19 protein-coding genes, 1 tRNA gene and 1 pseudogene are annotated in these 21,321 nt (G+C 69.8%); 11 read left to right on the top strand and 10 right to left on the bottom strand.

Annotation, left to right across the window (positions count from 1 at the left end; translation table 11 throughout):
* Positions 1-46: 46 nt before the first annotated feature.
* Complete coding sequence (locus IE096_RS19355) at positions 47-808, top strand: phosphoglyceromutase (protein WP_126915459.1); 762 nt, start codon at positions 47-49, stop codon at positions 806-808.
* 313 nt (positions 809-1,121) lie between these two features.
* Here IE096_RS19355 and phoU read toward each other — a convergent pair whose 3' ends face one another.
* A complete protein-coding gene (gene phoU, locus IE096_RS19350; RefSeq protein ID WP_189453380.1) occupies positions 1,122-1,814 on the bottom strand; it encodes a phosphate signaling complex protein PhoU in 693 nt (230 codons plus the stop codon).
* 196 nt (positions 1,815-2,010) lie between these two features.
* Here phoU and phoR point away from each other — a divergent pair, with 196 nt between their 5' ends.
* The gene (phoR, locus tag IE096_RS19345; protein WP_189453378.1) at positions 2,011-3,261 is read left to right on the top strand and encodes a two-component system sensor histidine kinase PhoR; all 1,251 of its coding nucleotides are present in this window, start codon (positions 2,011-2,013) and stop codon (positions 3,259-3,261) included.
* 100 nt (positions 3,262-3,361) lie between these two features.
* On the top strand, positions 3,362-4,033 hold the full coding sequence (phoP, locus tag IE096_RS19340) for a two-component system response regulator PhoP (protein WP_466728736.1): 672 nt from the start codon (positions 3,362-3,364) through the stop codon (positions 4,031-4,033).
* 66 nt (positions 4,034-4,099) lie between these two features.
* On the opposite strand, the gene IE096_RS19335 is transcribed toward phoP, so the two are convergent.
* Positions 4,100-4,786 carry a DUF461 domain-containing protein gene (locus IE096_RS19335; RefSeq protein ID WP_189453376.1) on the bottom strand — a complete coding sequence of 229 codons (687 nt, stop codon included), beginning with the start codon at positions 4,784-4,786 and terminating at the stop codon, positions 4,100-4,102.
* Between the two features lie 582 nt (positions 4,787-5,368).
* Between IE096_RS19335 and IE096_RS19330 the strand changes: the two genes are divergently transcribed.
* From IE096_RS19330 to IE096_RS19315, 4 genes are all read left to right on the top strand, one after another.
* A complete protein-coding gene (locus IE096_RS19330) occupies positions 5,369-5,851 on the top strand; it encodes a CarD family transcriptional regulator (protein WP_009716930.1) in 483 nt (160 codons plus the stop codon).
* Between the two features lie 319 nt (positions 5,852-6,170).
* Positions 6,171-6,947, top strand: coding sequence for a 2-C-methyl-D-erythritol 4-phosphate cytidylyltransferase (gene ispD, locus IE096_RS19325; RefSeq protein WP_126915462.1), 777 nt, complete (start codon positions 6,171-6,173; stop codon positions 6,945-6,947).
* Positions 6,937-7,434: a 2-C-methyl-D-erythritol 2,4-cyclodiphosphate synthase gene (gene ispF, locus IE096_RS19320; RefSeq protein WP_189453374.1), complete on the top strand. Its 498-nt coding sequence runs from the start codon at positions 6,937-6,939 to the stop codon at positions 7,432-7,434. Before ispD ends, ispF begins: the two co-directional genes overlap by 11 nt.
* Before the next feature lie 119 nt (positions 7,435-7,553).
* Positions 7,554-7,961, top strand: a complete 408-nt coding sequence (locus IE096_RS19315) for a PPOX class F420-dependent oxidoreductase (RefSeq protein WP_189453372.1) — start codon at positions 7,554-7,556, stop codon at positions 7,959-7,961.
* A 53-nt stretch (positions 7,962-8,014) separates the two neighbouring features.
* Here the strand turns inward: IE096_RS19315 and IE096_RS19310 are convergent, their stop codons facing one another.
* Both IE096_RS19310 and IE096_RS19305 read right to left on the bottom strand, forming a co-directional pair.
* On the bottom strand, positions 8,015-9,190 hold the full coding sequence (locus IE096_RS19310) for an acyltransferase family protein (protein ID WP_189453370.1): 1,176 nt from the start codon (positions 9,188-9,190) through the stop codon (positions 8,015-8,017).
* 219 nt (positions 9,191-9,409) lie between these two features.
* Entirely contained in the window at positions 9,410-10,528 is a 1,119-nt protein-coding gene (locus IE096_RS19305) for an acyltransferase family protein (RefSeq protein ID WP_268248331.1), read from the bottom strand.
* A gap of 268 nt (positions 10,529-10,796) precedes the next feature.
* On the opposite strand from IE096_RS19305, the gene cysS reads away from it, so the two are divergent.
* From cysS to IE096_RS19290, 3 genes are all read left to right on the top strand, one after another.
* Positions 10,797-12,191 carry a cysteine--tRNA ligase gene (gene cysS, locus IE096_RS19300; RefSeq protein ID WP_189453366.1) on the top strand — a complete coding sequence of 465 codons (1,395 nt, stop codon included), beginning with the start codon at positions 10,797-10,799 and terminating at the stop codon, positions 12,189-12,191.
* Between the two features lie 131 nt (positions 12,192-12,322).
* Entirely contained in the window at positions 12,323-13,273 is a 951-nt protein-coding gene (rlmB, locus tag IE096_RS19295; protein ID WP_189453363.1) for a 23S rRNA (guanosine(2251)-2'-O)-methyltransferase RlmB, read from the top strand.
* A 156-nt stretch (positions 13,274-13,429) separates the two neighbouring features.
* Entirely contained in the window at positions 13,430-15,064 is a 1,635-nt protein-coding gene (locus IE096_RS19290; RefSeq protein ID WP_189453360.1) for a DoxX family protein, read from the top strand.
* A gap of 171 nt (positions 15,065-15,235) precedes the next feature.
* Here IE096_RS19290 and IE096_RS19285 read toward each other — a convergent pair whose 3' ends face one another.
* The 3 genes from IE096_RS19285 to IE096_RS19275 all read right to left on the bottom strand — a co-directional run bounded on the left by IE096_RS19285 (position 15,236) and on the right by IE096_RS19275 (position 17,755).
* Complete coding sequence (locus tag IE096_RS19285; RefSeq protein ID WP_189453358.1) at positions 15,236-15,967, bottom strand: nucleotidyltransferase family protein; 732 nt, start codon at positions 15,965-15,967, stop codon at positions 15,236-15,238.
* A 66-nt stretch (positions 15,968-16,033) separates the two neighbouring features.
* Entirely contained in the window at positions 16,034-16,444 is a 411-nt protein-coding gene (locus IE096_RS19280) for a hypothetical protein (RefSeq protein ID WP_189453356.1), read from the bottom strand.
* A 198-nt stretch (positions 16,445-16,642) separates the two neighbouring features.
* The gene (locus IE096_RS19275; protein WP_189453354.1) at positions 16,643-17,755 is read right to left on the bottom strand and encodes an ABC transporter ATP-binding protein; all 1,113 of its coding nucleotides are present in this window, start codon (positions 17,753-17,755) and stop codon (positions 16,643-16,645) included.
* Between the two features lie 162 nt (positions 17,756-17,917).
* On the opposite strand from IE096_RS19275, the gene IE096_RS19270 reads away from it, so the two are divergent.
* Positions 17,918-17,993 (top strand) — tRNA-Thr (locus IE096_RS19270).
* Positions 17,994-18,061: 68 nt separating this feature from the next.
* On the opposite strand, the pseudogene IE096_RS19265 reads toward IE096_RS19270, so the two are convergent.
* From IE096_RS19265 to IE096_RS19255, 3 genes and pseudogenes are all read right to left on the bottom strand, one after another.
* Positions 18,062-18,452 (bottom strand): annotated as a pseudogene (locus IE096_RS19265) (tyrosine-type recombinase/integrase); the annotation flags it as partial.
* Positions 18,453-19,449: 997 nt separating this feature from the next.
* Positions 19,450-20,148, bottom strand: coding sequence for a HEPN domain-containing protein (locus tag IE096_RS19260; protein WP_268248329.1), 699 nt, complete (start codon positions 20,146-20,148; stop codon positions 19,450-19,452).
* Between the two features lie 5 nt (positions 20,149-20,153).
* The gene (locus tag IE096_RS19255; protein ID WP_189453350.1) at positions 20,154-21,314 is read right to left on the bottom strand and encodes a DUF262 domain-containing protein; all 1,161 of its coding nucleotides are present in this window, start codon (positions 21,312-21,314) and stop codon (positions 20,154-20,156) included.
* Positions 21,315-21,321 lie beyond the last annotated feature (7 nt).

The raw sequence follows: 21,321 nt of genomic DNA, 5'->3' as shown, positions 1-21,321 counted from the left end.
TCGTCCCGGGCGCGGGGCGCTCGCACGGTCGATTACGCTCAAGGGCATGGCCGACGCACCGTACAAGCTGATCCTCCTCCGCCACGGCGAGAGCGAATGGAACGCGAAGAACCTGTTCACCGGCTGGGTGGACGTCAACCTCAACGAGAAGGGCGAGAAGGAGGCGGTCCGGGGCGGTGAGCTCCTCAAGGACGCCGGCCTGCTCCCGGACGTGGTCCACACGTCCCTCCAGAAGCGCGCGATCCGCACCGCGCAGCTCGCGCTGGAGGCCGCCGACCGCCACTGGATCCCCGTCCACCGCTCCTGGCGGCTGAACGAGCGCCACTACGGCGCCCTCCAGGGCAAGGACAAGGCCCAGACCCTGGCCGAGTTCGGCGAGGAGCAGTTCATGCTCTGGCGCCGTTCGTACGACACCCCGCCGCCGGCCCTCGAGGACGGCTCCGAGTTCTCGCAGAGCGACGACCCGCGCTACGCCTCGATCCCGAGCGAGCTGCGCCCGCGCACCGAGTGCCTCAAGGACGTCGTCACGCGCATGCTGCCGTACTGGTACGACGGCATCGTCCCGGACCTGCTCGCCGGCCGCACCGTCCTGGTCGCCGCGCACGGCAACTCGCTGCGCGCCCTGGTCAAGCACCTCGACGGCATCTCCGACGCCGACATCGCGGGCCTGAACATCCCGACCGGCATCCCGCTCGCCTACGAGCTCGACGCCGACTTCCGCCCGGTCGTCCCCGGCGGCACGTACCTCGACCCGGAGGCCGCCAAGGCCGCCATCGAGGCCGTGAAGAACCAGGGCAAGAAGAAGTAACGCAGTGGAACGGGACAGGGCCCCCGCCCGCAGCCGATGGCTGGGGGCGGGGGCCCTTCTCCACAGGTGAGTGACGTGCGTGGAGTCGTCAGCTGCAGCTTCCGCCGCACTGGCACGAGCCGCCGTTCTGGCAGCCGCACGAGCACCCAGGACCACACTGACAGCCGCTCATTCGGTCTCCTCCCTCGAAGGGGTGTCTGCCTCCACCCAGTCAAGGACCGGCCGAAGCGACCGTCAATGCTCAGCACGTACGTATGTACGGACCAAGTGGGGGCGTACAGGCGCACGGAGGGGGCGCCAGGGCGTGCGGGGGTCAGTCCGTTTCGGTCGTGCCCTGGGTGGTGCCGCCGGACTGGGCGATCTCGTCCGCGTGCTCGCCGGTCACCAGGTAGACCACGCGCTTGGCCACCGACACCGCGTGGTCGGCGAAGCGCTCGTAGTAGCGGCCCAGCAGGGTCACGTCGACGGCCGTCTCGATGCCGTGCCGCCAGCGGTCGTCCATCAGGTGCTGGAACAGCGTGCGGTGCAGCAGGTCCATGGCGTCGTCGTCCTGCTCCAGCTGGAGCGCCAGGTCCACGTCCTTGGTGATGATCACCTCGGCCGCCTTGGCCATCAGCCGCTGGGCGAGCTGGCCCATCTCCAGGACCGTCGAGTGGAGGTCCCGGGGGACCGCCGTCTCCGGGAAGCGCAGCCGGGCCAGCTTGGCCACGTGCTGGGCGAGGTCGCCGGAGCGCTCCAGGTCCGCGCTCATGCGCAGCGAGGTGACGACGATCCGCAGGTCCGTGGCGACCGGCTGCTGCCGCGCCAGCAGGGCGATCGCCCGGGCCTCCAGGTCCCGCTGGAGGTCGTCGACCTTGGCGTCCGCCGCGATCACCGACTCCGCCAGCTTGAGATCCGCGTCCAGGATCGCCGTGGTGGCGCGCCCGATCGCGGAGCCGACCAGCCGGGCCATCTCGACGAGGCCCTCGCCGATCGAATCGAGCTCCTCGTGGTACGCGTCCCGCATGTCCGTCCTTCTCTCGACCTTGGTGGTGCCGGGGCCGGTAGTCCGGCCGTGACCTCCACGTTCCGGCCGGAACGCGACGGCAGGCGGCCACCGGAGTGAACCGGTGCTGGCTTGAAGGTGAACTCTTGGCAACGGGTGTTCGAGGCGCCCCCCATTTGGCTGTGGTTGTGTCGGCGTACCCGCATAACCTGGATTCATGAACCTGGACGCGGCCGTCGCCGCAGCGGCGGCGATCGCCGGAGTGTGCACCGGTGTGATCGCCATGCTGGCGTTCCGCTGGAGCGAGCGCGACCAGGCCCGTCCCACCCGTAGCTCCCTCCACACCGACGCCGTGCTGCCGCCCGGCGTCGACACCGTCCTCTCCGTCCTGCGCTCCTCCGCCGTCGTCCTCGACGAGGCCGACGCCGTCGTGAAGGCCAGCTCCGCCGCCTACGCCCTCGGACTGGTGCGCGGCGGCAAGCTCGCCGTCGAGCCCATGCTCCAGATGGCCCGCGACACCCGCCGGGACGGCGAGATACGCCAGGTCGAGCTCGACCTCCCCCGGCGCGGCACCGGGCGCGGCGACGCGCTCGCCGTGTCGGCCAGAGTCGCGCCGCTCGGCTCCCGGCTCGTCCTCCTGCTGGTGGAGGACCTCACCGAGGCCCGCCGCATCGAGGCCGTCCGCCGCGACTTCGTCGCCAACGTCAGCCACGAGCTCAAGACGCCCGTCGGCGCGCTCTCCCTGCTCTCCGAGGCCGTCATGGACGCCTCCGACGACCCCGAGGCGGTCACCCGCTTCGCCGGCCGCATGCAGATAGAGGCCACCCGGCTGACCAACCTCGTCCAGGAGCTCATCGACCTCTCCCGGGTGCAGTACGACGACCCGCTCGAGGACTCCGAGCCCGTCCGGGTCGACGAGCTCGTCGCCGAGGCCGTGGACCGCTGCCGCCAGAGCGCCGCCAGCAAGCAGATCACCATGGCCACCGGAGGCACCGCCGAGCTCCACGTCTGGGGCAACCGGGGCCAGCTCGCCGCCGCCCTCGGCAACCTCGTGGAGAACGCGGTCAACTACAGCCCCGCCCGCACCCGCGTCGGCATCGCCGCCCGCCGCGTCGCCGCCCCCGGCGGCGACCTGATCGAGATCGCCGTCACCGACCAGGGCATCGGCATCTCCGAGAAGGACCGCGAGCGCGTCTTCGAACGCTTCTACCGCGTCGACCCCGCCCGCTCCCGCGCCACCGGCGGCACCGGCCTCGGCCTGTCCATCGTCAAGCACGTGGCCGCCTCGCACGGCGGCGAGGTCACCGTCTGGAGCGCCGAGGGCCAGGGCTCCACGTTCACGCTGCGGCTGCCCGAGGCGGGCGCGGCCCGGGACCGCGAGCGGCCGCGCCCGGGCGACTCCCCAGACGAGCCCGTCGGCGAGACCTTCGCCGGCGAGCACCTCCCCCTGCCGGGGGTCCGGCCGTGACCCCCGGCACCACTCCCACTCCTCCCACTCCGTACGTCCCGTACTCCCTGTACTCCCCGTACTTCCCAGAGAACCGACCGGAGGCCGCCTCGTGACCCGAGTGCTCGTCGTCGAGGACGAAGAATCCTTCAGCGACGCGTTGTCCTACATGCTCCGCAAGGAGGGCTTCGAGGTCGCCGTCGCGGCCACCGGGCCCGACGGCCTGGACGAGTTCGAGCGCAACGGCGCCGACCTGGTCCTGCTGGACCTGATGCTGCCGGGCCTGCCCGGCACCGAGGTCTGCCGGCAGCTGCGCGGACGCTCCAACGTGCCCGTGATCATGGTGACCGCCAAGGACAGCGAGATCGACAAGGTCGTCGGCCTGGAGATAGGAGCCGACGACTACGTCACCAAGCCCTTCTCCTCCCGCGAGCTCGTCGCCCGCATCCGCGCCGTGCTCCGGCGCCGCGGCGAGCCCGAGGAGGTCACCCCCGCCGCGCTGGAGGCCGGCCCGGTGCGCATGGACGTCGACCGGCACGTCGTCACCGTCGCCGGCGGCAAGGTGGACCTTCCGCTGAAGGAGTTCGACCTCCTGGAGATGCTGCTGCGCAACGCCGGGCGCGTCCTGACCCGGATGCAGCTGATCGACCGCGTCTGGGGCGCGGACTACGTGGGCGACACCAAGACCCTCGACGTCCACGTCAAGCGCCTGCGCGCCAAGATCGAGCCGGACCCGGGGGCGCCGCGCTACCTGGTCACGGTGCGGGGCCTCGGCTACAAATTCGAGCCGTAAACCGGCTCAGTAGGTATGCGAAAGGGGCCCGGAAGCCGTGCGGCTTCCGGGCCCCTTTCGCGTGCGTCAGTGGCCCGCGTGCTGCTGGCCGCCCTGCGGGGTGGCCGAGGCGCCCGTGCCGGCGCCCGGCTTGGTGCCGGCCTGGTGGCCGGCGCCCTGCGGCTGGCCCTCGGCCGCGCCGGCCGGGGCCGAGGGGGCGCCCGAGGGGGCGCCCGGCGTGCCGCTCGGCTGGGCGGCGGGGGCCTGCGGGCCCCAGTCCTTGTAGAAGCTCTTCGCCGGGACCACGAACGCGGCGATCTTCACCTCACCCGTGGAGCTGAAGTCGAAGGACAGCCGCTGCGTCGCGCCGTCCTTCAGGCCCTCGCGCCCCTTCGGCAGCACCGCCGACGGGTTGTCCTTGCCGCCCAGGACGATCGAGCCGCCCGCCGGCACGACGACCGGGCCGGAGCCCTTCGCCGGGGCCAGCGTCACCGGCGCGTCCAGGCCCGCGAGCTTGATCGAGCGCAGCTCCTGGTCCTTGCGGCCGTTGTTGAAGACCTTGCCCGTGACGACCGCCGGGCCCCCGGCCTTGAGGTCCTGCTGGGTGATCACATTGACGTTCTGGAGCTTGATGTCACCGACCGAGGTGGCGGCGTTGTCCGGCTTGACCTCCAGCGTCTGCGCCTTGTTGCCCGCGGCGCAGGCGGAGAGCGAGGCGATCGAGACCACGAGGGCGGAAGCGGCGAGAGCGCCGCGTCGAAGGCTGCTGCTCACGGCGGCGGCATCTCCTTGGACGAGGTTCGCGTACGAGGTACGTACGGGATAAGGGTGTGTGTCAGCGGGCTTAGGTTACCGAGCCGTCCTGCGGCGCCCGCACCCGACCCGCCCCCATGGTCAACTCGGCGCCGTGGCGGCCCCACGGCCGAATATCAACCATCGCCGGAAGATCGGCCGCCACGGAACGTCCGGCCGGGTGACGCGAGTGAATATCGGCAATGAATGCGGGAGGCACCGGGAAGGGCCTTCCGGAATTGATCAAGTCCGACTTGATCAATTCCGGAAGGGAAGTCCGGAAGGGCTCCGCGCCCCGAACGGAGTACCGGAAGTCGGCCGACCGGAGCCCGGCAAATCGGGACGTTCGGCCGCTCGCGGGGCCTGTCCGACAGGCGTAACGTGGGCGTTTCGCCTGACCCGGACAACCGCTCCGACCTGCGAATACCTGCTTCCGGAAGGGCTCCGCAGCACGTTCCGGTTGCTGTTGTCAAGCCCCGAGATATGCCCTGACCTGCGGAAACGCCATTCAGAACGGGCAGTTCCCGTGTTAGACTGGATAGCCACGGAAGGGGTACCTGTCACATGACGTTCAAGGTTGGCGACACCGTGGTCTATCCCCATCACGGGGCCGCGCTGATCGAGGCCATCGAAACTCGCCAGATCAAAGGCGTGGACAAGACCTACTTGGTGCTGAAGGTCGCCCAGGGTGACCTGACGGTTCGGGTGCCGGCGGACAATGCCGAGTTCGTCGGTGTTCGCGATGTGGTCGGCCAGGACGGGCTTGACCGGGTCTTCGAGGTGCTCCGCGCACCGTACGCCGAAGAGCCGACGAACTGGTCCCGTCGCTACAAGGCAAATCTCGAGAAGCTCGCGTCCGGCGACGTGATCAAGGTCGCCGAGGTCGTTCGCGACCTGTGGCGGCGTGAGCGTGAGCGCGGTCTTTCCGCAGGTGAGAAGCGCATGCTCGCCAAGGCGCGGCAGATCCTGGTGAGCGAGCTCGCCCTCGCGGAGAGCACCAACGAGGACAAGGCCGAGGCCCTGCTCGACGAGGTTCTCGCGTCCTGACGACGTACAGCACAGGTGCCGGCGGCTGTGCCCCGCAACTGGCTTCATAGAAGTGCCGCGGTGCCCGCGTGATGACCGAGTCATCCGGCGGGCGCTGCGGCGTCTTCGGCTCTACAGCTCCGCGCTTCACGAATCCGCCGAGCTTTACGAGTCTGCTCACAAGTCTGCGCTTTACGAGCTCCGCAGCGCGCGCTTGGCGTGCCGGGCCCGGGCAGCCGGCCCGACCAGTCGTCACGGAAGGGGCTGGTCGGGGCATCGTGCCCGGCACGCTGAGGCCATACCCAATTCGGCCGAGGAAGCAAACCTGAACGCCAACGCAATGTCTGATCGAGGCAGCTCTCAGACCATTTCGCGCACCGCCGTCGTCATTCCCGCGGCGGGCCGCGGCGTCCGGCTCGGACCGGGCGCCCCCAAGGCCCTGCGGGCCCTGAGCGGCACCCCCATGCTGGTCCACGCGGTCCGGGCCATGGCGGCCTCCCGCGCGGTCTCGCTCGTCGTCGTGGTCGCCCCGCCGGACGGTGCCGCCGAGGTCCGCAACCTCCTCGACGCCCATCCGCTGGCCGACCGCGACAGCACCCGCACCGACGTCGTGGTCGTCCCCGGCGGCGCGACCCGCCAGGAGTCCGTCCGGCTGGGCCTCGCGGCCCTGCCCGCCGACGTCACCACCGTCCTCGTCCACGACGCCGCCCGCCCGCTGGTGCCCGTCGACACCGTCGACGCCGTCGCCGCCGCCGTCCGCGGCGGCGCGCCCGCCGTCGTACCGGCGCTGCCGCTCGCGGACACCGTCAAGCAGGTCGAGCCGCGCGTCGGCGAGCGCGCCGGCGAGCCGGAGCCCGTGGTGGGCACGCCCGAGCGGGCGCTGCTGCGGGCCGTGCAGACGCCGCAGGGCTTCGACCGGGCGACGCTCGTCGAGGCACACGAGAAGGTCGCCGTGGAGGGCGAGGGCGCCACGGACGACGCCGGCCTCGTGGAGCGGCTCGGCGTCCCCGTCGTGGTCGTGCCCGGCCACGAGGAGGCGTTCAAGGTGACCCGGCCGCTGGACCTCGTCCTGGCCGAGGCCGTACTCGCCCGCAGGAGGGCCAACGATGGATTCTGAGACCCCCCGCCCGATGCTGCCCCTCGTCGGCGTCGGCACGGACGTCCACGCCTTCGAGGAGGGCCGCGAGCTGTGGTGCGCGGGCCTCAAGTGGGAGGGCGCCAGCCACGGGCTCGCGGGCCACTCCGACGGCGACGTCGCCGCGCACGCCGCCTGCGACGCGCTGTTCTCCGCGGCCGGGCTCGGCGACCTCGGCGCCCACTTCGGCACGGACCGGCCCGAGTGGTCGGGCGCGTCCGGCGTCACGCTCCTGACGGAGGCGGCACGGATCGTCCGCGCGGCGGGGTTCGAGATCGGCAACGTCGCCATTCAGGTGATCGGCGTACGACCGAAGATCGGGAAGCGGCGGGAGGAGGCGCAGGCGGCTCTTTCGGCGGCGATCGGGGCGCCCGTGGCGGTTTCGGGCACCACGACGGACGGTCTCGGCCTCACCGGCCGGGCGGAGGGCCTGGCGGCCCTGGCGACGGCGCTCGTGTACCGCGTCTGACGCGGCGTCCTCACACGGGGTCCGGGGCGACACGGGGTCCGGGGCGGAGCCCCGGTTTCGGGAAGGGGCGGGTCAGGGGAAAGAACCACGGACAACCCCCCGCCCCGGAAGGACCACCCGTGTCTGCCGTGCTCTCCGAGGACCTCAAGAAGTACATCGACGACAACCCCGCCTTCGTCACCGTCGCCACCGTCCAGCCCGACGGCAGCCCGCAGCTCTCCGTCACCTGGGTCAAGCGCGACGGCGACGATCTGCTGTTCTCCACGACGGTCGGCCGGCGCAAGGAGCGCAACCTCCGCCGCGACCCCCGTGTCACCGTCCTGGTCAACCCGCCCAACGCGCCGTACACCTACGCCGAGGTGCGCGGCACCGCCGACATCACCACCGAGGGCGGTGACGAGCTGATCGACGAGCTGTCGCGGAAGTACACCGGCAAGGACTACGCCGACTTCAACCCGGCCGCCAAGGACGACGCCCAGCGCGTCGTGGTCCGCATCACGCCGCGCAAGGTCGTCGGCTCGCTCTAGCCGGCTCGATCCGGTCGGCCGGCTGCAGTCGGCTCGCTCCGGAGGTACGAACCTCAGCCGCCCTCCGACCGCACGGCTCCCACCCGGTCGGAGCGCCGCGGCTCGTTCAGCAGCGGCAGTCCGTCGAGCGCGGGCGCCGTCGCGCTGTGGCGGACGTCCTCCATGCTCTTGCGGAGCGCCGAGCGCAGCCGCCTGCCGAGCGGGCGCTCGACGTAGCGGTGCAGGAGCCAGGCGGCGCCCAGCATCACCGTGATCAGCCCGGCGACGAGCGGCAGCGGGGGGACGGCCTCGCGCAGCGCGTAGATGACCGTCATCCCGATGTACTGGTGCAGCAGGTACATCGGGTAGGTGAGCGCGCCCGCCGTGGTCAGCCAGCGCCACCGCACCCGGTCGAAGGTGCCCAGCGCCACCAGCGCCATCACGGCGAAGATCACGAAGACCATGGCCTGGGCGGGGAAGAGCGCGGTCGGGTGGTTGGCGTTGTCGTGCAGCCGCTTGGCCACCTGGTGGTTGGCGAGCAGGTACGAGATGACGACGATGCCCCAGAGCAGGGCCGTGGGCCGGTAGCGGTGCATGAGGTAGTAGGCGATGCCCGCGACGAAGTACGGCGCCGCGAAGGGCGTCGCCCACAGGGTGAGCAGCTTGCTGTCGGCCGTCGGGGCGATGGCGGCGGCCAGGGTCCAGACGCCGCAGAAGATCACGCAGCGGCGGTAGGTGACGCCCCTGGCCACGACGAGGGCGAAGAGCACGTAGAACTTCAGCTCCACGAAGAGCGTCCAGTAGACGCCGTCCACGTCCCAGACGCCGAGTCCCTGCTGGAGCATGGTCAGGTTGGTGAACACCTGCTCCGGGCCGGCCACCGAGCGGACCTGGGGCCACAGCAGGACCACGCCGCCGGTCAGCAGGATCGCCACCCAGTAGGCGGGGTAGATCCGCGCGGCCCGGGACACCACGAAGTCGCCCAGCGACCTGCCCCAGGCGCTCATGCAGATGACGAAGCCGCTGATGAGGAAGAAGATCTCCACGCCCAGCCAGCCGTAGCGCGTTATCGGCTCGATGCCGGGGAACAGCAGACGCGGGTCGCGGTTCCAGCCGCCGTTCAGACTCGTGTAGTGGTACAGCACGACCATGAGGGCCGCGAGCAGACGGAGTCCGTCCAGGATGCAGAGCCTGGGACCAGGCCCACCCGGTCGGACGCCATCGTTTCCGCCGCCGCTGGCGAAACGCATGTCGTCCTCTCCCGTTGGCTGTCGGCCCGCTGCGCTTACGGGCCACCCAGCATGCTGGCACACCGAGCGTTCCCGACGGGTGACCGAACGTCACCACGGGCCCGCTGGGCTCCGGGTTTCCGCCCGATGCCCGGGCCCGGTCCCCCGAAAGGAGCAACGGCGGTCCCCCGGGTGACCGGGGGACCGCCGTCGGGTGTCGTCGGACGTCTTCGCGTGGCGTCAGACGCGCTCGCGTGGCGCGCGCATGTCCGCGAGCGCCTTCGTCATGCCGCGTTTGAGCACGCGGGCGAGCGGGCGCTCCAGATAGCGGTGCAGCAGCCAGGAGGCCACCATCATCAGCACGACGAGCGCGGGGACGAGGACGTAGCGCGAGATGTCGTTCTCGAACTCCTTGATGACCGTCCAGCCGATGCGCTCGTGCAGCAGGTAGAGCGGGTACGTCAGCGCGCCCGCCGTCGGCAGCCAGCGCCAGTTGATCCGGCTGGTCCTGCCGAGCGCCACCGCCGCGATCGCCGCGTAGAAGAGGGCGAGCAGCATCACCGTGGGCCACAGCGGGAGCTTGTGACCCACGTACTTCTGGACGTTGTGGTGGGTGTTGAGCGCGAAGTGCTGGCCGGCCAGGAAGGTCGCGGCGACGATGCCCCACAGCAGCATGTTGGGGCCGTAGCGGTACATCAGGTAGAACGCGATGCCGGCGATGAAGAACCAGCAGTCGTTCGGCATCAGCACGGCGTCCAGCGCGTCGACGTCGAGCCCCGCCGCCACGGCGGCGGCCATGGCCCAGACCACGCAGAAGCCGACGACGCGCCGGTAGGTCAGCCCCTTCCAGGCGATCAGCAGCGCGAAGAGCAGGTAGAAGCGGATCTCCACCCACAGCGTCCAGTAGACGCCGTCGGCGGGCGCGGCCTTCATGGGCTCGTGGAACATCGTGAGGTTGACCGCGACGTCGCTCAGCGACGGCCCGACGCCGTTCACAGGCCAGATGGAGACGACGACCGTCGCGGCGAGCACGGCGAACCAGTAGGCGGGGTAGAGCCGGGTGACGCGCGAGACCGCGAAATCACCGACGTTTCTGCCCCAGGCGCTCATACAGATGACGAAGCCGCTGATGAGGAAGAAGAGCTGGACGCCCAGCCACCCGTAGGACGCGGGCACGTACGCCACCGGGAAACGCTCGGTGGCCGGTTTGGACCAGGCGGCGCTGTTGAAGGCGATGTAGTGGTAGAGCACGACCATGAGGGCGGCGAGCAGACGCAGGCCATCCAGTGCGGCGAGTCTCCCCTTGGGTGCTATTCGCGGGGGTGGTGAGGCAGGACGTTCTTTCTGCCGCTGCTGCACCGTCACGGAGGACGTCAACGTCCCTCCTGAGTCCTGTGTCCGGATTTCGCTGGTTTTATCGCGGGCCTGGCCGGGAAGGCGTGACCGCCGGGGAAGCTACCACGCGGCCCCCTATCATGTGCAGATAGTAAGGAGAGGTCAAAGACCCGCCACCGGTTCCGCGGAAGCTGTCGCTCCGCCGCAGTAGGCGTCCGGGCTCGTACCCGTTATCGAGTCAGCCCGCGCCGCCAGGGGCGATGCACCCCCTCGGGCCCACTACCCTGGTGCCGTGAGCATTCGCCTGTACGACACCAGCGCCCGGCAGATCCGTGACTTCTCCCCGCTCGTTCCGGGCTGCGTCTCGATCTACCTCTGCGGTGCGACCGTACAGGCCGCTCCGCACATCGGGCACATTCGCTCGGGCCTGAATTTCGACATCATGCGCCGCTGGTTCGCCTACCGCGGCTACGACGTCACGTTCGTGCGCAACGTCACCGACATCGACGACAAGATCCTCGCGAAGGCCGCCGACCAGGGCCGCCCGTGGTGGTCGATCGGCTACGAGAACGAGCGCGCCTTCAACGACGGCTACACGGCCCTCGGCTGCCTGCCGCCCACCGTCGAGCCCCGCGCCACCGGCCACGTCACCGAGATGGTCGAGATGATGCGCGGCCTGATCGAGCGCGGCCACGCCTACGCGGCCGATGGCAACGTCTACTTCGACGTGCGCTCCTTCCCCGGCTACCTCCAGCTCTCCAACCAGGAGCTGGACAATCTGCTGCAGCCCTCCGGCGAGGGCGAGACCGGCAAGCGCGACCCGCGCGACTTCGCCATGTGGAAGGCCGCCAAGGAGGGCGAGCCCAGCTGGGAGACCCCCTGGGGCCGCGGCCGCCCGGGCTGGCACCTGGAGTGCTCGGCCATGGCGCACAAGTACCTGGGCGAGTCCTTCGACATCCACGGCGGCGGCCTGGACCTGATCTTCCCGCACCACGAGAACGAGATCGCCCAGGCCAAGGCCTTCGGTGACGACTTCGCCTCGTACTGGCTCCACAACGCGTGGGTCACCATCAGCGGCGAGAAGATGGCCAAGTCGCTCGGCAACTCCGTCCTCGTCTCCGAGATGCTCAAGCAGTGGCGCCCGATCGTGCTGCGCTACTACCTGGGCACCCCGCACTACCGCTCCATGATCGAGTACAGCCCGGAGGCCCTGCGCGAGGCCGATGCGGCCTTCGCCCGCATCGAGGGCTTCACGCAGCGCGTCGTCGAGCTCGTCGGCCCCGTCGAGCCCGCCTCCGAGGTGCCGCTCGCGTTCGCCGAGGCCATGGACGACGACTTCGGTGTGCCGCAGGCGCTGGCGGTGGTCCACACCACCGTCCGGCAGGGCAACTCGGCCCTGACCGCCGACGACAAGGAGACCGCCGTCGCCCGGCTGGCCGAGGTCCGCGCCATGCTCGGCGTCCTGGGCCTGGACCCGCTCGACGAGCACTGGGCCGCCACCGGCCCCGGCCACGGGGACGATCTCCACGGCGTGGTGGACTCCCTGGTCAGGATGGTCCTGGAGCAGCGCGAGGGCGCCCGGGCGCGGAAGGACTACGCCACCGCCGACGCCATCCGCGACCAGCTCCAGCAGACCGGCCTCGCCATCGAGGACACTCCTTCCGGCCCCCGCTGGACCCTGTCCTGAGGGACACTTTTCGTACGTACGTAGTAGGTAGGCAGCCGCCGGACGGAGTCCGGCGCAGCTGTCCGAAGCCCGTGAGGCCCGCCAGGGCCGAGCGGTGCGAGGGCGGCAGAAGAAAGAGTCAGGTGACCCCCATGGCCGGCAACAGCCAGCGCAGGAACCGTCGCACGTCCAACAAGAAGGGCGCGACGGTCGGCAGCGGCGGCCAGCGGCGCCGAGGCCTGGAGGGCAAGGGCCCGACCCCGCCCGCGAGCATGCGCAAGGGCCACAAGAAGAACCGCATGGCCAACGCCCAGGCCAAGCAGGCCGCCCGCCGCCCGGCCCCGCGCCGCGGCGGCCCCAAGGGCGCCAACGAGCTCGTCGTCGGCCGCAACTCGGTCGTCGAGGCGCTGCGCGAGGGCGTGCCCGCGAACACGCTCTACGTCCAGCAGTTCGTCGACAGCGACGAGCGCGTGCGCGAGGCCATCCAGCTCGCCACGGAGAAGGGCCTCAACCTCATGGAGGCCCCGCGTCCGGAGCTGGACCGCATGACCAACGGCCTGAACCACCAGGGCCTGGTCCTCTCGGTGCCCCCGTACGACTACGCCCACCCCGAGGACCTGACGGCGCACGCCGCCGACAACGGCGAGGACCCGCTGATCGTCGCCCTCGACGGCATCACCGACCCGCGCAACCTCGGCGCCGTCGTCCGCTCCGTCTCCGCCTTCGGCGGCCACGGCGTGGTCGTCCCCGAGCGCCGCGCGGCCGGTATGACCGCCAGCGCCTGGAAGACCTCCGCCGGCACCGCCGCCCGGACGCCCGTCGCCCGCGCCACCAACATGACGCGGACGCTCGAGGCGTACCAGAAGGAGGGCCTGATGGTCGTCGGCCTCGCGGCGGACGGCGACACCGAGCTCCACGAGCTGGACGCCCTGGAGGGCCCGGTCGTCATCGTCGTCGGCAGCGAGGGCAAGGGCCTCTCCCGCCTCGTCGGCGAGACCTGCGACTTCCGCGTGCGCATCCCGATGCCGGGCGGCGCCGAGTCGCTGAACGCCGGTGTCGCCGCGGGCGTCGTGCTCTACGAGGCGGCGCGCCGCCGCGCCTGAGACCAGTGACCGCGCGGCGGCCGGGGAGTCTCCTCCCCGGCCGCCGCGCGTTGTGCTGAAGACGTTGTGCTGAAGACGTTCTGCTGAAGATATTGACGGGTCCTGGACACATCCAACCGGTCAAGGCAGTGTCCTAACCTCCGGTCACTCGGTTAGATGAGTGTGGACACCAGAACACCCCGCACACCTACGGGGGGAAGCTCTTCCGGGTACGACGACCAGCCCGCGCTGAGTACGGTGAAGGTCCCGTCCGACCCCGCGCAGGTCATCGTCAACCATCTGAGCTTCCGGGTGCAGCTCGCCCGGCCCCCGCGCGCAGCCCGGCAGTTCGCCGGGGGAGTGGACACGGCGCGGATGCCCGCCGCCAAGAGCGCCGGGGCCAAGCGCCGCGCCCCCGTGGTGTGGAGCGGGCGGACCGGGCCGGGAGACTCCGCCTCCACCCAGCTCCTCCAGGCCGTCCGCGACTCCGGCGGCCTCAGCGGCCTCACCGGCCCGCTGCCCACGGCCGGCGGCGGGGACGCGGGCGTCACCCAGGTGCTGCCGCGCGTCAGCGTCGAGGACGCCCCGGCCACGGTGATCGGCCCGCGCGGGTCGGCCGAGGAGCACGGCGGGCCGCCGACCCGCCTCCTCCAGGGCATGCGCCCCGCCCACAGCGCCTATGACGAGGACGCCGGCCACCCCGACGATCTCGGCGACCTCGACGACTTCGCCGACGAGCAGGACGCCGACGAGGACGAGCTCCGGCGCGGGCGCCAGGGCGACTCCGTCCGCCACGCCTATTACCCCGGGCGCCGGATGAACCTCGGCGTCGTCCTCCTCCCCCTCCGCGTCTTCCTCGGCCTCATCTCCGTCTACGGCGGGATGACCAAGCTCTGCGACCCCGTCTACTTCGACGGCGGCAAGCGCGGCTCCCTGGTCGCCTGGCTCCACCAGCTCCACCCCTGGGCCGCCGCCGAACCCCTGCGCGAGCTGGCCCTCGCCCACCCCGTCGGCGCGGGCCTGAGCGTCGCCTTCGCGCAGGTCGTCATCGGCGTCCTCACCATCTTCGGCCTCTGGCAGCGGCTCGCCGCCGCCGTCGGCGTGCTGCTCTCCGTGATCCTCCTCGTCACGGTCAGCTGGCGGTCCACCCCGGTCTACGGCGCGCCCGACATCATCTACCTGGCCGCCTGGAGCCCCCTGGTGATCGCCGGGGCGCCCTTCTACTCCGTCGACGGCCGGCTCGCCGGCGAGGCCTGGCGGCGGCTCGGGCCGCGCGCCGAGCTCTGGGCGCTGCGGCGGCGCGTGCTGCGCCGGGGCACGGTCATGGCGACGGTGCTCATCGGGATCTCCCTGCTCACCGGGTCGATGCTGGGCGGGGCCGTCCGCTCCTCCCGGGTCGCCGAGACGCCCGGGACCCCGCCCCCGCCGTCCAACAGCCTGCAGGGTTCGCCGCTGCCGCAGCGGCCCTCGTCGTCCTCGCCGCGCGGCTCGCACGGCCCGGCGGCCTCGGGCACGCCGAAGCCCAGCCCGTCCAACCGGAAGACGCCCACCCCCGGGGCCACGCCGTCCGCGCCGGCCGGCACGGTCCACACGCCCACGGCGTCGGCGGGCGGCGCGGGGCAGTCCAGCGGGAGCGCGGGCAGTGTCCGCCCGGCGCCGCAGTCCCCCCACCAGGCGCCGGCTCCGGCGGCCCCGCAGCACAGCTCGTCGGGTGCGACGACGGGCAGCTCGGCGGGTGGCGGCTCCGGCGGTTCCACCAGCGGCTCGGGCGGTGGCACCTCCGGCGGAGCCCTTGGGGGGCTCCTCGGCTAGCCGCCGCCGGTACGCGGACAGTTCCCCGTGCCCCGTAAGGGGCGCGGGGAACTGCGCGCTCAGCCCCCACCGGCCCGCGGTGAACCGACCACGCTGCGCGTCACCTGCTGGTGCGTCGTGGCTGGTCGCGCAGTTCCCCGCGCCCCTTCGGTGCGTTGCCCCGACGGGGCGCTACCGCGCCAGTTCCTTGGCGGCCTCCGCCAGATCCTTCGCCGTGTCGATCGCCCGCCAGTACGCCCCCTGCGGCAGCGGGAACCCGGCAAGGCGGCGCTCGCGCGCCAAACGCGGGAACGTGGTGCGTTCGTGGTCGCCGCGCTCGGGCAGCAGGCCCGTGAAGGCGGGCGAGAAGACGTAGACGCCGGCGTTGATCAGATACGGCGAGGGCGGCGCCTCGACGAAGTCGAGGACGTGGCCGAACTCGTCGGTCTCCACCGCGCCCCACGGAATCCGCGGCCGGGCCAGCGCGAGCGTCGCCGTGGCGTCCCGCTCATGGTGGAAGGCGGCCATCTCGCGCAGCGAGAACCGGGTCCAGATGTCACCGTTGGTGGCGTACCAGGGCTCGTCGGGGCGGGGCAGGGAGGCGGCCGCGTGCCGCAGGCCGCCGCCCCGGCCGAGGGGTTCGGGCTCGACGACCGTCGTGACCCGCAGCGGCAGTTCGGCCGTGGCGAGCCAGTCCTCCAGGACGCGTGCCAAATGGCCGCACGAGACCACGGCGTCGGTGACGCCCTCGGCGGCCAGCCAGGCGAGTTGATGGCCGATGATCGGGACCCCCGTGCCGGGGATCTCGACCATCGGCTTGGGACGGTCGTCGGTGTACGGACGGAGCCGCGAGCCCTGGCCTCCGGCCAGGATCACGGCTTGCGTCGGGTACAGGCTGTACGGGCTGTGCTGCGTGCCGGTCATGCTCCGCACGATATGCGGTGCCGCGAGCGGTGCCGCCAAGGGAGGTGCGGCCGGCGGTGGGGGCGGTCAGTGGCTCTGGACGCCGGCGGCGAAGGCCGTGTCGCAGACAGGGCGGGCGAAGGACTGGGCCTTGCGCTCGCCGTACTTCTTGCGCGCGGCCTCACCCAGCGCCCGGGCGATCGCCATGCAGTGCTGGGCCAGCGTGGGGCGGCCGTTGGTCGCCTCCTGAAGGTGCGTGAGGGCGACGCCGGGGTTCTTCTCCTGGAGCTCCAGCAGCAGCTTGTCGCGCAGCACCTCGTGCGGCGCACGGGCCTTGGCGACGGTCGAGGCGTTGTCGGAGGACGCGGTGAGGACCTGCGACTCGGCGGTCGGCGCCGCCCAGGGAACGCGGGTCACCGCGAGAGTCCCCGAGAGCACGAGAACGACCGGGAGGACGAGAGCGAGGGTTCTGCCGATGCGGCGGGCGGCCTGGTTCATGCCGCAGATGGTAGCGAGGCGTAATGAAGCCGCTCCATTTAGTCACCCGGTCGGGGGATGTCGATGGTTATCAGAATGACGGTTGAGTTGACGTACGGAGCTCGAAATGCGAGGTGTGCCGGGGTATTTGCCGCCCGGGCGCACCCCGCGTCGGGGCCCTTGCGGACCCGAACGCGAGGCGCGCCCCCTTGGTTACGCTCAGTCGCCGATGCGCTCGCCGCTGGAGGTGGAGAACACGTGGAGTTCGCCGCTGCGCGGCACGACGTGGAGCACGGAGCCCTTCTCGGGCACCCGGCGGCCGTTGACGCGGACGACGATGTCCTTCCGCTCGCCGCCGACCTCGGCGGTGCCGTAGACGTAGCCGTCGGCGCCGAGCTCCTCGACGACGTTGACGGTCACGGCGACGCCGCCGGGCTCGTCGGTCCTGCCCTCGGGCCGCTCGACGACGTCGAAGTGCTCGGGCCGGACGCCCACGGTGACCGTGCGGTCGCCCTTGTCGGCGGCGGCCGTCAGCGCCTCGCGGGGCACGGGCACGACGTCGGAGCCGAACTTCACTCCGCCGTCGGTGATCGGCACCTCGACGAGGTTCATCGCGGGGGAGCCGATGAAGCCCGCCACGAAGAGGTTGGCCGGCCGGTCGTACATGTTGCGCGGGGAGTCGATCTGCTGGAGCAGACCGTCCTTGAGCACCGCGACGCGGTCGCCCATGGTCATGGCCTCGACCTGGTCGTGGGTGACGTAGACGGTGGTGATGCCGAGGCGGCGCTGGAGGCTCGCGATCTGGGTACGGGTCTGGACGCGCAGCTTGGCGTCGAGGTTGGACAGCGGCTCGTCCATGAGGAAGACCTGCGGCTCGCGGACGATGGCGCGGCCCATGGCCACGCGCTGGCGCTGGCCGCCGGAGAGGGCCTTGGGCTTGCGGCCCAGGTACTCGGTGAGGTCCAGGATGCGCGCGGCGTCCTCGACCTTCTGGCGGATCTCCGCCTTCGGCACGCCCGCGATCTTCAGGGCGAAGCCCATGTTGTCGGCCACGGTCATGTGCGGGTAGAGCGCGTAGTTCTGGAACACCATGGCGATGTCCCGGTCCTTGGGCGGCAGGTGGGTGACGTCCCGGTCGCCGATGCGGATCGCGCCGCCGTTGACGTCCTCGAGCCCCGCCAGCATCCGCAGGGAGGTGGACTTGCCGCAGCCGGAGGGGCCGACGAGGACCAGGAACTCCCCGTCCTCGATGGCGATGTCGAGCTGGTCGACGGCGGGCTTGTCGGCGCCCGGGTAGATCCGGGTGGCTTTGTCGTATGTGACCGTGGCCATGGTGATGTGATCCCTTCACCGGCAGGAACGTGCCGGACGATCCGAGTAGAGGGAGTGGTCCAGTCCAATCGGGCTGGGTTTCCCGTGACGCTACCGGGGCCGGAAGCCGTTGTCAGCAGGTGGCGGGTCACGAAGTCGTTGTGGGTAGACTGCGTCTCGCATGCCGCCTTAGCTCAGCTGGTAGAGCACCGCTCTTGTAAAGCGAAGGTCGTCGGTTCGAGTCCGACAGGCGGCTCCAGCGCAAAGACCCCCGGCCGATCTTGGCCGGGGGTCTTTGACATCCACGGATGACATCAACGAACGCGATCACTCACGGTCGCGTCGCCGCTTCAGCAGCCGGTCCGTATGGCTGATCGCTTCGGGCTGCGTTTCGCTCGCCACGTGCGTGTACACATCCATGGTGATGCTGATCTGACTGTGCCCGAGGATCTCCATCACGATGCGGGGGGGGGGGGGCACCCCGGCAGCCACGAGCAGGGTCGCGCAGCCGGATGCGGCGAAGGCCGGCGGCATCGGTGATCCGGGTGAAGGAGCGACTGAGATTCCGTGGCTCTACGGGACGGCCAGTCCGGGTGACGAAGACGTGCGAGCTCGCCGCGAACTGGAATCCATTATGTTCGGAGGCTGCCTGTTGGCACAGCCGGTGCCACCGAAGCGCGGCAATGCAGATCAGCGGCAGCGGGTACGCTGCGGCTCGTGCCGGAAGCCGACTACCGGTCAACGCACCTCGGTGTGACAACGCTGCTCATAGGTGTAGGCATTGCTGTAGCCATGGCCGTACGGGACCTTCACCGTGTCGCATACCTGGAACCGCTGCGGTTGCCGCGGCTGCTGGGGGAGGGCAGGTTGCCCGCCCGGTCGACTATCCGCCTCTTCGCGTACAGGGCACGCGGCACCCGTGACACCACAGGGGGCCGTAGATGGGCTTGATCCCCCATGGCTCTTTCCCGGAGACCATGTGAGGGCTACCACGAGCGCTAAGACGGCTGAGCCGAGTGCTACGGCTGTCAACCCGGTTCTTCGAGGTTCCGCCCCCACCGTTGGCGGCTCAGAAGGCATAGGTGGGACTGGTCTCATCATCGAATCCGGCATTGTGTCTCCAAGGCGGTGTCACAGAACAGAAGTTGATGGATCGTACAGTCACCACATCAGGGAAGGGGCCGTTTCTGCGTCGGATGGACATCAGAACGAGCGGTCACTCACGGCCAACGGCAGCCAACCCGGCAGGGCAGGCCAGGGATAACCGTGGTTGCAGATCAGGTGAGTTGCTGGCCCCGAGCAGCCGGAGATTCCCAAGCTCAGGGCTCATTTCTCCAAGCCCGGCCCTGTCAGGTTGGTCTGCAGCAGCTTGGCAGGCTCATGAATCGGTTCTGCTCCCACGACCTTGATCAGTGAGAGGCGTGGCAGGTGGGTACGCCCCATGGCCCGGTCTGCATCAGCCTGAGCCGCGCGGTGCCGACAAATGCTGATGCCGAGGGCGTACCAACGGTTGTGACATCAGCCGACCGGAGATGCTGGCTTGGCCGCAGGCCCGAGGTGGAGCCAAGCCAGGCGACATCCGTATCTGACATCAACAAGCGTGGACACCGACGGATTCGGGTGACTTGTCGTGCGCCAACCAGCCGCAGAAAGGAAGCACGGGGCTGGTACGTGGCGGCTGTCGGCTCTCCGCGGCGAGCCGCGGAGAGCCGTTGTCATAGGACGCTACAGATGATCTCGGTCACGTGCTCAGCGAGGACCTCCTGTAGTGACTGTGCGAGCACCTCGACGAAGCGGGTGTTATAGGTCAGTTCCTGTCGCGATATGTGCAGCGCTTGCGCTGTGTGCGCCACCTGGTGACGGGAGCCGAGCAGACCGTCGAGCTTCTGCGCCTCGAAACCGGAGACTTCCGGTTTGCCCCACAGTTTGAGGAACTTGGGAGTGACCTTCTGGAAGACCTCGTAAACGCCGACCGACTTAAACATTCGCTTGACGCACAGCGAGTCGGGATTGCTGTTTGTTGCGGCGAGAGCCTTGGGGTCGAAGCTGTCCTGGGAGAGCATCGCGGCGACTGCCAGGATGTTGTTCAGGCGCTGCTCGCGCTCCGTTCCCTTGCTTGCATGGTCGCCCTTGATCGCCAGCTCCAGTGAGGCGAAAGCCGCCTCGACCCGTAATTTGGTCGGGAGTGCAGATGCGGCTATGCCGGCCTGTCGGATGTGGTCTAGTTCTTCCTCGAACACATCGCGGAGAAACTTTTCGAATGCCGCCACGGTCAGCACAGTGCATGCTCCCCGTAGAGCGGAGACTGTGGGGAGCTCTCGCTCTTTCGGCGGGTCAGCGTAGACCGATTCCAAGGAGATCAGTGCACGTACTGAAAGTAGGTTTGAGTCGAGCAGCTCTAGGGATGCGGACACGCGACTCAGCCGATCGTGCGGGCGATCATGTCCCTCATGATCTGGATTCGGGCCCGAAAGTATGCCGGTGTGTTCGTGGCCGCGTCTACCACCCCACGGAATTCCTTGTCGCTGAAGAGGTTTTTGACGCCCTCCAAGATTTCTGCCTGATGGATGAGTAGGTCTTCCTCGGCGAACTCTGAGAGGGCGAAGATCTCGGCGTCGAAGAGGGCTGCAAGCACCTGCTTTCGCCAGGTCTGCTTCTCTGGTGACCAGCGCTGGAAGGCGTTTTCTCCGAAGGCGGCGCGAGCTCTTCTGATCGCTCCACGGAATTCTGCGCGCAGGTGCTCGACCTCGGTGGAGGAGATTTTATGCTGCTCCCCCATGTACGAGTCGAGCTTCCGCCCCATGCCGCCGGAGAATGTAGCCCAGTTGGTTCGGAAGGACAGGTAGCGGAGGACAAATTCCGCGTCCCGCATCTCCCGGTAGATGGCGGACCGGTTACGGTCCCGGATCCCTAGCAGTGCGTGGAACTCGGGAGAGGTTGACTCCTCGAGGATCATGTCGTTGAGCTCGCCGGGCCAGGCGCTGTTGCGGATCTCCTGCGGGTTCAGGCGCATGCCGCCGGTATTGAGGCGCCGGAAGACCTGGTATTTGATATCCGGGTCGGACTGGCGGAGGATGATGACAGCCCGGAGGTTGGCTCGGGTCTCCAGGATGGTCTGAAGCGTTACGGGAAGCTCTTTGAATGAGAGGCCGTTGGCCTCGGAGAAGACCTTGAGCCCACGGAGTCGGAAGTTCCCCTGCAGGTATTCGCTGATAGCCGTGAGGCGCTGCTTCCCGTCGATCACCGAGTAGTGTCCGTAGGCGTCTTCGTTGAGGAAGACGTTCGGGATGGGGACGTTCATGAGGAACGACTCTATGAGTTCCGACTTGCGAATACTATTCCAGCGGTTCCTGCGCTGGTAATTGGGCGAGAGGTCGACTTTTCCGGTCCGTACCAGATCGGTCAGGGACTTGAGGTTGTAGTCGAGGACGCTGGTGAGCAGGTCGCGCTGTTTCGCCTCCCAGAAACCTACCGGGTCTATTTCGTCTGGTGCATCCAGTTCTTCCTCCGACTCCTCGATATCCCGCTCGAAGGGTAATCCGTGGGTCAGTGCGATGTTGTCCGGGGTCGGCATGTCCATGCCTTTC

This window comes from Streptomyces abikoensis, from assembly GCF_014648775.1.
GTDB lineage: Bacteria > Actinomycetota > Actinomycetes > Streptomycetales > Streptomycetaceae > Streptomyces > Streptomyces abikoensis.
This window is presented reverse-complemented; position numbering and strand designations above follow the sequence as displayed.